Annotated in this window: 10 protein-coding genes and 1 CRISPR repeat array (1 of these 11 running past the window's edge); of the genes, 1 reads left to right on the forward strand and 9 read right to left on the reverse strand. The window is 72.5% G+C overall.

What is annotated here, in order from left to right:
- Positions 1-2,298: direct repeats of the CRISPR family, unit length 28 nt; unit sequence GGCTCATCCCCGCGTACGCGGGGAGCAC; it begins 5,906 nt to the left of the window's first position.
- Positions 2,299-2,361: 63 nt separating this feature from the next.
- From cas2e to BLS82_RS10130, 8 genes are read right to left on the reverse strand one after another with little or no spacing between them, the layout of a single operon-like run.
- Positions 2,362-2,706: a type I-E CRISPR-associated endoribonuclease Cas2e gene (cas2e, locus tag BLS82_RS10095; RefSeq protein ID WP_092864693.1), complete on the reverse strand. Its 345-nt coding sequence runs from the start codon at positions 2,704-2,706 to the stop codon at positions 2,362-2,364.
- Positions 2,697-3,650 carry a type I-E CRISPR-associated endonuclease Cas1e gene (gene cas1e / locus BLS82_RS10100; RefSeq protein ID WP_092864696.1) on the reverse strand — a complete coding sequence of 318 codons (954 nt, stop codon included), beginning with the start codon at positions 3,648-3,650 and terminating at the stop codon, positions 2,697-2,699. Before cas1e ends, cas2e begins: the two co-directional genes overlap by 10 nt.
- Positions 3,647-4,312, reverse strand: coding sequence for a type I-E CRISPR-associated protein Cas6/Cse3/CasE (cas6e, locus tag BLS82_RS10105; RefSeq protein WP_092865313.1), 666 nt, complete (start codon positions 4,310-4,312; stop codon positions 3,647-3,649). The genes cas1e and cas6e overlap by 4 nt, the downstream gene beginning before the upstream one ends.
- On the reverse strand, positions 4,312-5,019 hold the full coding sequence (gene cas5e / locus BLS82_RS10110) for a type I-E CRISPR-associated protein Cas5/CasD (protein ID WP_092864699.1): 708 nt from the start codon (positions 5,017-5,019) through the stop codon (positions 4,312-4,314). The genes cas6e and cas5e overlap by 1 nt, the downstream gene beginning before the upstream one ends.
- Entirely contained in the window at positions 5,016-6,170 is a 1,155-nt protein-coding gene (gene cas7e, locus BLS82_RS10115) for a type I-E CRISPR-associated protein Cas7/Cse4/CasC (RefSeq protein WP_092865316.1), read from the reverse strand. Before cas7e ends, cas5e begins: the two co-directional genes overlap by 4 nt.
- Positions 6,170-6,811 carry a type I-E CRISPR-associated protein Cse2/CasB gene (casB, locus tag BLS82_RS10120; protein WP_092864702.1) on the reverse strand — a complete coding sequence of 214 codons (642 nt, stop codon included), beginning with the start codon at positions 6,809-6,811 and terminating at the stop codon, positions 6,170-6,172. Before casB ends, cas7e begins: the two co-directional genes overlap by 1 nt.
- Positions 6,808-8,493, reverse strand: coding sequence for a type I-E CRISPR-associated protein Cse1/CasA (gene casA / locus BLS82_RS10125; RefSeq protein WP_092864705.1), 1,686 nt, complete (start codon positions 8,491-8,493; stop codon positions 6,808-6,810). Before casA ends, casB begins: the two co-directional genes overlap by 4 nt.
- Positions 8,493-11,342: a CRISPR-associated helicase/endonuclease Cas3 gene (locus BLS82_RS10130; protein WP_092864708.1), complete on the reverse strand. Its 2,850-nt coding sequence runs from the start codon at positions 11,340-11,342 to the stop codon at positions 8,493-8,495. The genes casA and BLS82_RS10130 overlap by 1 nt, the downstream gene beginning before the upstream one ends.
- A 556-nt stretch (positions 11,343-11,898) precedes the next feature.
- On the opposite strand from BLS82_RS10130, the gene BLS82_RS15340 reads away from it, so the two are divergent.
- Positions 11,899-12,057, forward strand: a complete 159-nt coding sequence (locus BLS82_RS15340) for a hypothetical protein (protein WP_176819026.1) — start codon at positions 11,899-11,901, stop codon at positions 12,055-12,057.
- Positions 12,058-12,313: 256 nt separating this feature from the next.
- On the opposite strand, the gene BLS82_RS10135 is transcribed toward BLS82_RS15340, so the two are convergent.
- Positions 12,314-13,345 (reverse strand): cell wall-binding repeat-containing protein, encoded by a 1,032-nt coding sequence (locus tag BLS82_RS10135; RefSeq protein ID WP_176819027.1) that lies wholly within the window; start codon positions 13,343-13,345, stop codon positions 12,314-12,316.
- Positions 13,346-13,360 lie beyond the last annotated feature (15 nt).

Raw genomic sequence — 13,360 nt, forward strand, 5'->3', positions numbered from 1 at the left:
CAGGTCACCGTGGGCTCATCCCCGCGTACGCGGGGAGCACATCGCCGCGACGCGCCTGGCTGAGGCGGACCTGGGCTCATCCCCGCGTACGCGGGGAGCACGTGGAAGGTGCCGAGGTCGTAGTGGGCGCTGCGGGCTCATCCCCGCGTACGCGGGGAGCACGCGCCCCAGCACTCGAGCTCGACGGCGTCCCCGGGCTCATCCCCGCGTACGCGGGGAGCACGACGAGCCGAGGCGGGCACGTCACCACATCCCGGGCTCATCCCCGCGTACGCGGGGAGCACAGCACCCCGGAGATCCCGGAGGACAGGGTGCTGGGCTCATCCCCGCGTACGCGGGGAGCACTCGAGCGTCGCGTTGGCTCTCACGTTCTCATTAGGCTCATCCCCGCGTACGCGGGGAGCACTCGATGTTGTAGGCGTAGGCGTTGCCGAGGATGGGCTCATCCCCGCGTACGCGGGGAGCACTTGGTGCCGAAGGCGTCGGCGAGCTTGTTGAAGGGCTCATCCCCGCGTACGCGGGGAGCACGCGGAGCGCTGCACCGCGGTGGCGGGGTCGTAGGGCTCATCCCCGCGTACGCAGGGAGCACTGCACCGACGGCGACCCCAGCAAGCACCGCGACGGCTCATCCCCGCGTACGCGGGGAGCACCCGCTCCTACCTGGCCCTGGACTGGCTGATCCGGGCTCATCCCCGCGTACGCGGGGAGCACAACGGCGTCTACGTCGCTGCGACCGGGGCATGGGGCTCATCCCCGCGTACGCGGGGAGCACGTCGAGGAGGTCGTCGTACTCGGCGAGGGACAGGGGCTCATCCCCGCGTACGCGGGGAGCACGGGGTGGGCAGGTTCGGGTTGACGAGGACGGCGGGCTCATCCCCGCGTACGCGGGGAGCACGTCCTGCTCCGCCCGGGCAGCACGGGCGTGGGCGGCTCATCCCCGCGTACGCGGGGAGCACAAGGGCAGCGAGTACGCCACGATCCCGGTCCAGGGCTCATCCCCGCGTACGCGGGGAGCACTCGATCCTCGGCGACGAGGACGAGAAGATCACGGGCTCATCCCCGCGTACGCGGGGAGCACTGTGCCGCGGCCAGGTCCACGATGCGGCGCAGGGGCTCATCCCCGCGTACGCGGGGAGCACCTGGCGTACCTGACCTGGGTCGGCGAGCTCGAGGGCTCATCCCCGCGTACGCGGGGAGCACGTGCGGCGCTGCAGCGAGGAGACGTGGGCGCTGGGCTCATCCCCGCGTACGCGGGGAGCACACAAGGCCAAGGCCGAGAACAAGACGCTGTGCAGGCTCATCCCCGCGTACGCGGGGAGCACATCGACCGCGAGAAGGTCTACGAGCCGTTCCAGGGCTCATCCCCGCGTACGCGGGGAGCACGCCGCATGGGCGGTGGACAAGAGCGCGGGGACGGGCTCATCCTCGCGTACGCGGGGAGCACGCCGCATGGGCGGTGGACAAGAGCGCGGGGACGGGCTCATCCCCGCGTACGCGGGGAGCACCGCTTGAGCGCGTAGCGCATCGAGGCGAGGATGGGCTCATCCCCGCGTACGCGGGGAGCACCTGCTCGTGCGGCGGCTGCTTCGTTCGGCACGGGGCTCATCCCCGCGTACGCGGGGAGCACCGGGTGATTCCTGCCAGTGCTCGGAACGCGGCGGGCTCATCCCCGCGTACGCGGGGAGCACGACGGGCAGCTCGCCGCGAACAGCTTCCGGGCGGGCTCATCCCCGCGTACGCGGGGAGCACCGGCCGTGGCGCTGCATCATGTGCACGGCGGCGGGCTCATCCCCGCGTACGCGGGGAGCACGATGAGACGCTTGTTCGCTCCCACGGTGACACGGGCTCATCCCCGCGTACGCGGGGAGCACAGGCCCTCGGCGTGCGCGCGGGCGACGTCGAAGGGCTCATCCCCGCGTACGCGGGGAGCACGCGAGCTTGTTGAAGTTGTCGATGAGGGCACCGGGCTCATCCCCGCGTACGCGGGGAGCACGGGAAGTTCGACGGCGTCCCGACGCTGGCCCTGGGCTCATCCCCGCGTACGCGGGGAGCACAGCACGGCGTTCATCTGCCCGGCGATGAGGTGGGGCTCATCCCCGCGTACGCGGGGAGCACTACGCGCGCATCAGCCCTCCCTGCCCGCAGAGGGGCTCATCCCCGCGTACGCGGGGAGCACGTGCCCGGCTGGGAGACCCGCGGCTCGGCCTTGGGCTCATCCCCGCGTACGCGGGGAGCACTTGCCCTCGGTCTTGGCCTTGGTGATCCAGTACGGCTCATCCCCGCGTACGCGGGGAGCACTCTTGCTGAGCTGCAACGACACTGACCGAGGGGCCAGGTCGGCATCACTTCTCAATGCACGCGTCAACGTCGAGCACGACGGTAGCGGCTCGTCCTGCTCCATCCCGGCCTTGCATCGGCGGGCCTCGCGGACTCGTCGGCCGGGCGGCGCATGAGGTAGACGCCGTCCACGTCGACGGGCTCCCACTCGTGCCGGTGCACCTTGAAGGCGAGGCGCTGCTCTCCCCGCGTGGCATAGACCATGATCGCCCGCCCGTCCTTGGCGAGCTCCACCACGCGGTCCCACATCAGGTCCCTGACCCGCGAGGTGAGGACACCGACGAAGACCCCCGGACCGATCTCGAGGAGCCAGCGCGTCAGGTGACCGCGCAGGCCGGCTGGGCATGCCGTGAGGACGATCACCACCACGGTTCGTCGTCCCCGTAGCTGGCGCCGCCTGCGACGCGCCCGCGGGCGCCGTCCCACAGCTGCACCACGTCGATGTCCGGTTGAACCTCGTCAGGCTCCTCACCCGGCAGGAGGAGGCTGCGGATGTCGCGCGCGCACCGGCTCAGGATCGCGCCGTCGTGCACAGCGTCGCGGACGGCGCGGCGCGTCTCGGCAGGCAGGTCCTCGGTCTCGCGGACTGCGACGTCGAAGGCCACCGGGACGGCGACCTCGGCCTTGTACAGGTCGGCGATGTCGAAGACGAAGGAGCGGACGTGCCCGGTGTGCACGAAGCCGAGCCCGGGTGAGCACCCGAGGGCCACGACGACGGCGTGGACGATGCCGTACAGGCACGTGGTCGCGGCCGACAAGGCCTGGTTCACCGCGTCACCGGAGGCGAAGTCCGCCACGTCGTAGTCCCGACGCTGCCACTCGACCCCGGTCCGCGCGGCGTGCTCCCGGTAGAGCCGGCGCACCCGGGCCCCTTCACGCCCCCGCAGCTGCTGCATGGTCAACGCCGACACGTCCTCGTCCGGGAAGCGCATGGCGTACATGTCACGAGCGACGCGCAAGCGCGAGGACTGGTTCGTCACCGCTGCCGCCTGCGCCTCCAGGAGCCGGGACGACCGGGCGAGGGAGCGGCCGTGCGCGTAGTAGCGGACACCCCGCTCCCCCACCCACACCGCTGTGGACCCGCTCTCCGCCAGGAGGACCATCGCCTGGTGGCTGACGCTGGTGCCGGGTCCCAGCAGCAGCGCGCCGAGAGACGCCGCTGGCACGTGGACCGTCCCGCGCTCATCGGTGGCGGTGATGGCGTTGGCGTCCCGGTGGACGACGCACCGCTCCAGGTACAGGAAGCTGAGTCGGTCCTCCGCGCGGACGAGCTCGTTGAGCTTCGGCGGCGGCGTGCCCGGTACCGGCTTCATGGCACAGGAGCCAGCGTGAGCAGGCCGCATCCGTAGCCCTTGGCCCGGCCGACGCCGCGGACCAGTGCAGTCCTCAGGGCGTCAGGGTCGAGGACTTCCAGAACGCCGTCGAAGGTCGCCATGGCCACGGTGACCGTCTTGCCCTGCCGCGTGAAGCGCGCCGTCCGCCGGTCGCGGACGACGACGCCGGGCTCGCCTCGTGCTCCTGCGGCGACGTGGAACCCCAGACGCTCGGTGCGGTCGATCAACCACTGCTGCTGCTGCGCGGCGGTGACGTGCGCCAGCGGCTTGGTGTCTTCGCCGTCCCGGACCCTGGCGCTGTGGACGGGGTTGGCCGTGAGGCGGAAGACCCACCGCTGGCCGGCCTGCACCCGGTACAGCAGCGGTCGGTAGTCACGGGTCTGCCACGTCTGCGTCGCGGGCCACCCCGCCTGCTCCACCAGGTGCGTCAGGTCGGGTTGGGTCGGGCTGGCCAGGTACAGGTCCGCCCTGTGCTGCTCTCCTCGGTCGACTCTCCAGAGGACCCTGCCGTCCTGGGCGGCACCGGACGCCGCTCCCGGAGGGAAGGCGGCCAGGACGGCTGCGTGCATGGCCTGCGGGGAGGCCAGCAGCGTCCAGCTCCCTCGACGAGCTGGGTTGATCGCGAACCGCGTCAGGTACATCACGCGCCTCCGAGCGCAGCGAGGAAATCCACCCGGGAGCGGGCCCCCGGAGCGGCGTCCGTGTTCGTGATCCGTGCCGGCTCACCGTGGACGACGGTGCGCCATCCGTACTCCCTGCGCTCGGGGTCGTAGCTGATCGGCTGGTCGCGGACGAGGTCACCGGGCTCCGCCGGGTCCGCAGCGTCGCGGACGATCGGCAGGTCTAGCCGGGGCCCCTGGCGCTTCCGCCACCACAGCGCCGCCTGCCACGGCTCACCCTGCAGCACCTCCTGCAGGCCGCCCTCGCGGACGCCCAGGCTGACCTGCCCCGAGGGGGGACAGGATCGCCGGCCCAGGAACAGCGGGAACACTGGCGCTCGCAGCGCTTCGTCGAGCCCGTGCAGCAGTGACGGACCCCCTTCCACTCCGGCGAGGAAGACGGCGTCCGCGAGGTAGAAGCGGTAGGACAGGGGCATCGTGCGTGTGCCGTCCAGGCTGCGCGCGGTCTGGAAGTCGCGGACGAGGCGGCCGGGCTGATCCACCCGCACACCGAAGGAGGTGCGCGCCAGGTCCTCGACCGGGTCGGTCCGTCGACGGCCCTCGGCAGCAGCCAGCAGGCCGAGGACGCCGCTCTTGGTCGGCTCGTGACGCGTCTCGCGACGGACGAACCGGCTGGCGGCCCCCCACGACTGCAGCGGCGCCGCCAGGCGCAGGAGCAGGACGCTCATACGGCTGCCCCGGCGCGGTCGCGCACCTGGTCGCCGACCGCTGTCACGAGGTCGTCGATCCCGACGACCTCTCCCAGTGCCTCCAGCGGTTCGGTCGCCGTGCCCACTCGCACGACCCAGCTGGCCACGGGCGCACCGCCGTAGGCGTCGTCGACATCGCGGCTGTGCTGCGCCAGTCGAGCGGCGGCCTGCGCGAGCCGGCCGCCGGCCTCACCCGCGCGGACAGCGTCCTCGAAGGCACCCACCAGGTTCACGGGCTGCTTCTCGCGGACCTGCACCAGCACCGCATCAGGCAGGGTGCGGTGGGCGAACGTGTTCTGCTTGCCGGTCGGCATGCTCGTGACGAAAGCGCGGAGGAACGCCTCGACGGCTGCTGACGTGGCGTCCGCGTCACCGTCCGCACCGGCGAGGCTCCTGCGCAGGGCGTCGACGTCGACGGTCGCGTACCGGTACAGGGTCGAGGAGTTGAACTCCACCGTGCCGATCATGCCCGCCCCGGCGTTGTCCTCCGGCGCTCGATCGTCCACGGCCGTGAAGTAGTCGAACTCGTTGTCGACGGCGTGGACGCTGATGGCGTGGGCCACCTGCGCGGCGGCGTCCACGTTGATGTCCGTGGCGTCAGCGACCATCCGACCGAACAGCGCCACGTCGACGCTGTGGCTGGAGTCCGCAGCGGCCTTGGCGGCGCTAGCACTGACCTTCGTGCCGGATCCTGCGGCCTCCACCGCCAAGCGTGCCAAGTTCTGCACCTGTCGCCGGCTGAGGAAGATCAAGTAGCTTGACTGCGCCACTTCGTCCTTCGCGTCATCGCTGTCCTTGCGCTTCCTCTCGGGCCTCTTCAGCTCGAGCTTCGGCATGGCGGCGTTGAGGACTGCGACAGCATGCTTCTGCGGCTCGTCCAGGTCGGGCGACAACGCCACGATCTCCTCGGTCACGAGCTCGACCACGCGCTTGGTGCGAACGCCGAGCTGGTCGCGGTCCAGCAGCTCGTCGAAGGCCTTGCGGGTGGCACGCTTCCACGCCTGGCTGGAGACGCGGGCCCGACGGACCCCGCCGTAGTAGGCGGTCTTGGGGCTGCCGGTGTCGTCGCGGTTGAGGTTGCTCGGGGGCACGGTCTGCAGCACGTGGACGTCGAGGAAGGTGCGCGGCATCACTGCTCTCCTGTCGTGGTCGAGGCGTCGAGGTCTTCGGGGCGCGTCGCCCGGTGGTAGTCCCGTCCCCAGGCCAGACGGACGCGGTCGGCGGTGCGCGGGTCCTGGAGCCGGCGCAGGTCTCGGGCGAGGCGGCCGTAGTCCAGGGGGATGCCAGCGGCGCGGAACTGGGTCACCAGACCCCGCAGGTGGTGCAGGGCCTCCGCGAACGACGACGCGGTGCCCAGCGCGTGGAACCGCCGCCGCACCGCTTCGTCCGCCCCCGTGCGCTGACCGAGCTGCCGGACGGCGGAGCCCACGCCCTGATCGGCACGGTGCATGTCGGTGGTCTGGGACTGCTGGTGGAGCGCGAACACCGTGATCGCCGAGTGGGCTGCCCGCTCGTAGGCGGACGGCTCGTCGCCGCGACCCATCAGCGGCTCGGGCAGGCCGGCCAGGGTCTCGGCCCACACAGCGGGGTCGGCGCCAGGGTCCGTGGTCACGGCCCGGCGCAGGCGGGCCAGTGCTCCCACCGCGGCGGACCGGTCGGCCCGGTACCCGGCCTGCAGGGCGGCCACGCGAGCGCCGACGTACCGCTCCAGCTGCTCGTCCCTGCTGCCGGGAGGCGCTCCTGCAGCCGCTGGCGGCCTCACCGTGCTCATCGGGTGCTCCTCTCCTCGACGATCTCGTCGCCGGCGGCGTCGGCGTGTGCGGAGCTCGGTCCGGCCGCGAGCACGAGCGCTCTGCGCAGGGCCGCGAGGAACCAGGCCTCGGCCAGGGCCGAGGTGACGTGGTGTCCGCGCACCTCGCGGCCGACCCACGCCGGCGAGCCGGCGTCAGCGAGGAGCTCGTCACCGATGACGCGCACCGCGTGCCACACGAACCGCTCCCAGGCCTCGCGTCGCTGCTGCGGATCCACGCTCGGCTCCAGGGAAGCGAGCCAGAGCCGGTAGGGGGCGTCGAGGACGAAGTACGCCTGCTCCCTCGCCCGGTCGCGCGGCCCCTCAGGCTCACCTCCGGCGGCCGCTGCGAGGTTGCCGGCGAGGTTCGCGAGTGCGAGGGCGGCAGCGTCCGCGGCGCCGACAGCGTCGATGGCGGCGCGCCGCAGCTCCCGTCCCTCGTGGCCGAGCAGGACGGCGTGGACGAGCAGCGCGTCGTCCACGATCTCGTCGATGACCGAGCTGTTGCTGCCGTACCGGACACCGATGGCGCGAGTGCGCACGCTGTAGCGATCGGACAGGTGCTCCTTGTCGCGCAGGAGAGCGAGCCAGTCCAGCACCGCTGGCGCGAGGTCCCGTGACGCGTCACCGGGCGTGCCGCCTCGTTCCGTCTGCGGTAGCAGAGCGGGCAGTCCTCGCCACAGGGCCCGCTCGGGTTGGTGAGTCCGGGGCATGTAGACCGGTGACTTCTTGACGGTCCTCTCCTGCGCCTCGCTGCGCCGCCAGGCGGTCATCGTCTCCAGCAGGTGCTGGTTCTGAGGCCGCAACGGGTCGCCGTTGGCGATGAGCACTCCGGTGACCGCGTCGCCGTCCCGCAGCAGGCGGATGCGCCGGCTCTGCCAGGTCAGCAGGTCGGCGGGACCACCGGGATGGCGGCCCTCGGCTTCCACCGCCGGGCCGTGGGGCGCTCGCTCCCACACCGCGGTGTCGCTCGCGGACCACGGCTGCTCGTCGCGGTCGACCAGGACGAGGTTCAGGAGCAGGGTCTCGAGCAGGTCGGCCCCCTCGACCAGCAGGCCGCCGAGCTGGCCGGACCACCCAGTGCCGATCGGGTAGCCCTTGCCGCCCTTGACCCGTGGGTCCCCCACGGCGCCGGACTTGATGCCGGAGGGGTCGAAGGCCTGGGCGTGCACCAGCCAGCGCGCTGCCTCCGCGAGGCCGATGCTCCGCAGGCTCCGCCCGGCGCGCGTGGTGAAGTACTGGGCGTTGTTCGGCACATCGGCGATCAGGGACGTCAGGCCCGAGGCCCCGTCCTTGGCCGTGCGCAGGTCGGCGACCTGGAAGAAGGGCGTCGTGGGCGAGAGCAGGTCGAAGCGCTCGGCGTGCCCCTCGAGGTGGGCCCGGACGTGCTCGGCGAGATCGACCTCCCCGTTCCAGGCCGCAGCCCAGTGGGCGACCGGGTCGTCCCGGTCCCACGGCACCGCCCGGTGCAGGAGGGCGAGCAGCAGGCGGTACAGGGCGACGCCCTGCGTGGGCACCTCACCGGTAAGCCCCTGCAGCTCGCGGGCCCGCACGAAGGCGTCCAGGAGCGAGACCCCCTCGAGGTCCCCGGCCAGGGTCCGCACGAGCAGCCACGGCTGCGTGCGCAGGTCGAACGTCGTGCCGTCAGCCGTCGCGTGGGACATCAGCGCTCCTCACCGGTGGTCGTCACGAGCAGTCCGCGGTCGCGGTGGTACTCCAGCCGGTGGCCTGGCAGCTCAGCCGACAGGTCGGCGTCCAGCTCCAGGACGAGCTGGCCGGACAGCCAGTGCGAGTCCTGCCATCCCGGGTACCAGGTCTTCTCCAGGGCCCTGATCACCGCGTCCGCGTGACGGCCGTTGGACAGGTGGACCGGCAGCCGCAGCGTGCAGGTCGCCGCCGCGCGCGCGACGTCGTCGCCGGGTCGGAACTCGGTGGGGATCGCCTGACCGGCGTGGTCGGTCGTCCACGGCAGGAGCCGCACAACGCCGTCCACCCGGTGGACGACGACGACCTCGATGCCGTCCTCGCTGTCGCGGACCTGCCCCTGGCCCTGCGGGGTGTCGTCCGTCTCCCCGGCGGACCCCTGCAGCCACCCGACCAGCGACTCACCCGTCCTCTTCACCGGACCGAGCTGGAACTCGCGCGCCCTTCTGTCCTGATCCGCCTCGCGCTCGACTCGTCGAGCTTCAGCGTCGGCGTAGACCTGCTCCCATCCGTCCGGGGGCACGAGGTCCTGGGCGTAGGCCGCCTGGACGAGCGGCGCGATGTCACCGGGGAGGTCGAGGTGTCCTCGCTCGAAGCGGTCCTCGAGCACGGCGAGGGACCTCAGGAGCGGCGCGCGGTGGTACACGGTCTCGGAGCCGCGCACGAGCACCGGTGGTCGCGCCGTCCAGTCGGACACGCCGGTCACGAGGCACCGAGGCTGCCGCACGGACGCTGGCCGCTCGCTCTGGTCCTGTCCTCGCTCGTGCCGGTGCAGCCGCCCGAGGCGCTGCAGCACGAGATCCACCGGGGCGAGGTCGGTCACCATGAGGTCGAGGTCGACATCGAGGGACTGCTCGATCACCTGGGTGCCCACGACGACGACGCGCTCCGGGCGCCGTCGACCGGCGGCCGCCACCGTCTGCGGCGGGCCCAGGCGCTGCAGGAGCTCCCGCTCGCGGGTGGCGCGGTCGACGGCGATGAACCGGGAGTGCAGCAGGAGCACTTCGCAGTCCAGCCGCTCACGCAGCAGGTCGTACGTGGCCTGAGCGCGACCGACGGTGTTGCGGACGACCGCTGCGCACCCGCCGCCAGCGAGGGCCTCGGTCAAGACCGCCAGGAGCGACTCGTCGTCGTCGGCGAGCCTCTGCAACCGGACTCGCTGCGTGCGGGCGCCGTCCCGAGGCACCTCGACCTGCGGCACGCCTCCGGTGGACGCCGTGATGACCGGGTACCCGACGTCCCCGTCGAGCACGTCGTAGGCCGCCTCCGCCACTCGTGGACCGCGACCAGCGACCGTGCGGCCCCGGTCGTAGGCGGCGACGAGGGCGCGGCGCTGGGCAGCTGGCAGGGTGGCCGAGAGCACCACGGTCGGCACGCCGTAGGCGCCCAGCCAGTGCAGGACCCGATGCAGGTAGCTGCCCATGAAGACGTCGACGGCGTGGACCTCGTCGATGACGACGACCTTGCTCACGAGCGCCAGGTGGCGCAGCGCCAGGTGGCGGCTGCGCAGGGCGGCGAACAGGACCTGGTCGATGGTGCCGACCACGAAGGACGACAGCGGTCCCTTCTTCCGGCCGCGCAGCCAGGCGTGGGCGATGGCCGTGGCCCGCTGGTGGCCTCCGCCGCCGCTCGAGTCCTCGTCCGGTGCCACCGCGGCAGGACCGCCGGTGCGCCACAACTCCTGCGCCTCGGAGTTGAGCGCCGCCTTGCCGTGCGCCAGGAACAGGGTGAGGTCGGCGTCCGGGCCTTCGACGGGCAGGCGCTGCACCCACCGACGCACCCTGCTGAACATCGCGTCGGACGTCGCCATGGTGGGCAGGGCCACGAAGACCCCTCCGGCGCCGACGCGATGGGCGAAGACCTCCGCCGCGGCGAGGGCCGCCTCGGTCTTGCCCACCCCCATCCGGTCCTCGATCACGAGCAGTCCCGGTACCTCGGCGTTGCGAGCGGCGACCACCGCGGCGCGCTGCACCGGTCGCAGGCTCGCACCCGCCGGGAGGTCGAAGCGGTCGGAGAACAGGTGGTCGTCGTCCTCGGGTGGCGCCTCCGGGTGCCACTGCGCCGGCAGGTCCAGGTCAGTCCATGCAGCGGCAGCCCGCTCGAGGGAGGACCGGTGCTCGCCGTACGGAAAGAGGTCGCGGTTGCTGGCGAGCCAGTCCGCCACGATGACGGCCGCGCTGAGGAGCACCTGAGCGGGATAGGGCAACGGCGTCTGCGACCACACCGGTAGTCGGTCGGCCACGCAGGTCAGCCTCGTCATGTGGTCGAGCAGCTCGTCCTGCACCGAGACCCATGCGTCGCGGCCGATGAGGCTGCTGCGCTCGGCAGCCGCCTGCAAGTGTCCGCGCTCGGGCGGGGAGCCGTGGTGGCCACCCACGATGACCGCGTACGTGCTCGCGACGCGCCGACTCCACCCTGACGCCTGCAACCACCGGGTGAGCACGAGCTGACCTGCCATGTCGTGACGCAGGAGCGCCCGGTCGGCTAGGACGGGAGGCATGTCCAACCCCGCCGCCCTCATGCGTGCGGTCAGGTACGGAGCCTGCTTCTCGACTTGGACAGCGAACGCCGGAGTCGCCTTGCCGATGTCATGGACTCCGGCGAGCCACGTCAGGAGCAGCCGACCGTCCGCGTCACCACCGGGGAGGGCCTGAGTGATCTCGTAGCGCACTGCCGTGGGGAGCCACCGGTCCCAGAGGAGGCCAGCCACCGCCGCGGAATCATGGAGGTGCTGGGGCAGTGACAGCCATGCGTCGTCCTCGGGGCTGGACTTGGCCCACACGCTCTGCGCTGCTGTGCTCAGCTCCATCGCCGCCTCCAGACGACCGCAAGCCACTGTCGGACCTGATCCGTACCGTTGCGATACGTCCGGTCACTCAGCGCAGCAAAGCAGACTCCCGCCTCCCTGGATAGGGACTGAAGTCCCCCTCTCCCTCCCCCTTGGTGCATGTTGGTCTGCGCCGAGCAGGAAAGCCCCGCGTGCGCGGGGAACATGCAGCTCCGCCCTGGTGCATCGGATCACCCCCGCGGTCGTGGCGGGGACGTCGGTCCAGCTGCACGTAGAGGGTGTCACGGCGCAGCCGGCAGCCTTCTCGAGCCTGCCTCGTCGAGGCGCATCCAGCGGGCTGTGAAGACATCCCGCCGAGGGACCGTCGTCGCCGGGCCTGCTGCGTGGTGGTCCTGCCGGTCGCCGGGCGTCCGACCGCGAACCGGGCGTGCAAGATCACCGCGGGAAGGCGCAGGCTCCTAGGCTGCGCCGATGAGCGACGTCGTCGACACCATCCGCGACCTCACCGCCGACCAGCGCACCGAGACCCTCGTGGCGACGCTGCTGGACGCACACCACCCTGCGCGGGCAGGGCTGGGTGGTCGCCGAGGTCTCCCTCCACGAGGCGGACCTGGACTGGTCGGCGCTGACCGAGCCCGACGAGGTCGCGGGCGTCCTCGACCTCCTCGGCCGGGCCACCGCGAAGATCCACTGCGTCTCGGACGAGGGCAGCGACCAGGCCCTGGTGCGCTTCTAGACCGAGGAGGCGGTCAGCGACGTCGTCGACGCCAGCCCCGGCGGGGACGACGGCTTCGTCGACTTGGTCGACGTCGGCCTCTCCTGCGGCCAGCTCGTGCGCGACGACTCCCGGCTGTTCGTCGCCTTCCGCGACGGGCGCGTCCCGGGGCTGTGAGCGCGCGGCGCACGGACGGCGCCGGCCACCGAGGACCCTGTCCTCGGTGGCCGGCGCCGTCCGTCGTGCCGGGCCGCTGCGCCCGGCGTCGCAGCCGCGGTCAGCCCTGCGCGGCCGCCTTCGCCTGCTCGACCACCTTCTGCGGGACCACGGCGGTGCCGCCGAAGACCCAGCTGCGCCCGGTCAGGTCCGCGGCGTGCTTCATCAGGTACCCCGACGTCGCCGCGCCGAGCTCGTCCTTGGACTCGATGAACAGCAGCGGCGTGCCGGTGGCCCCGGCGGCGGGGGCCGCCACCAGCGCGTCGGCCGGCACGTCGCCGGCGGAGACGAGCGCGGCGTTGGAGCGGGTGAAGTGCTCGTCCGCGATCGCGTCGTCGGCCACCAGTGCGGCCGTCTCCTGCCGGTTCGCCCCGCCGAGGCGGGCCGTGCCCTTCAGCGCGGCGTAGGTGCTCTCGGAGACGACGGCCGTGCCGCCGAGCACGGTGCGCGTCTGCGTGCCCAGGTCCTCCAGCGCCTTCGCCGTCGCGCCCGGCACGCCGTCGACCCTGGTCAGCAGGATCGGGTAGGTGCGGGCGTACGCCACCGGGCCCGCGGCCAGCGCGTCGGCGTAGGCGGTGCCCGAGGCGATGTAGACCTCCTCGGGAGCGAACTCGCCGGCACGGGCGACCGCGGCGGCCGTGGCGTAGCGGTCCTCGCCCCAGAAGCGGATGACGGAGCGGTCCGCCTCCAGCGCGTCCTCCTGGTGCTGGGAGACCATCGCGGTCCCGCCGATGATCCACACGTTCTCCGCGCCGAGGCGGTCCATCTCCCGCTCGGTCGCCGCCGGCACGCTGTCGACGTCCGTGTAGAGGATGGGGGCGTTCTTCAGGCCGGCCACGTAGGAGGCGGTCAGGCCGTCGACGAGGGCGTCGCGGTTGACGAGGACGACGTCCGTGGCGGGCACGCCGTCCGGGTAGAGCGCCTCGGACGCCGCCACGGCGGTGTCGACGCGGGTCTCGCCCGCGACGCGGGTGCTGAAGTCGAAGCCGGCGGCCGCCTGGGCCGGCGCGGCGACGGCGCCGAGGCAACCGGCGCCCGCCAGGACGGCGAGGCCGAGGCGGGCGGCGCGCCGCCGGGAGGGGGTCGAGGTCACAGAGGGCTCCTGAGC

The organism is Quadrisphaera sp. DSM 44207, assembly GCF_900101335.1.
In the GTDB taxonomy this organism is placed as follows: Bacteria; Actinomycetota; Actinomycetes; order Actinomycetales; family Quadrisphaeraceae; genus DSM-44207.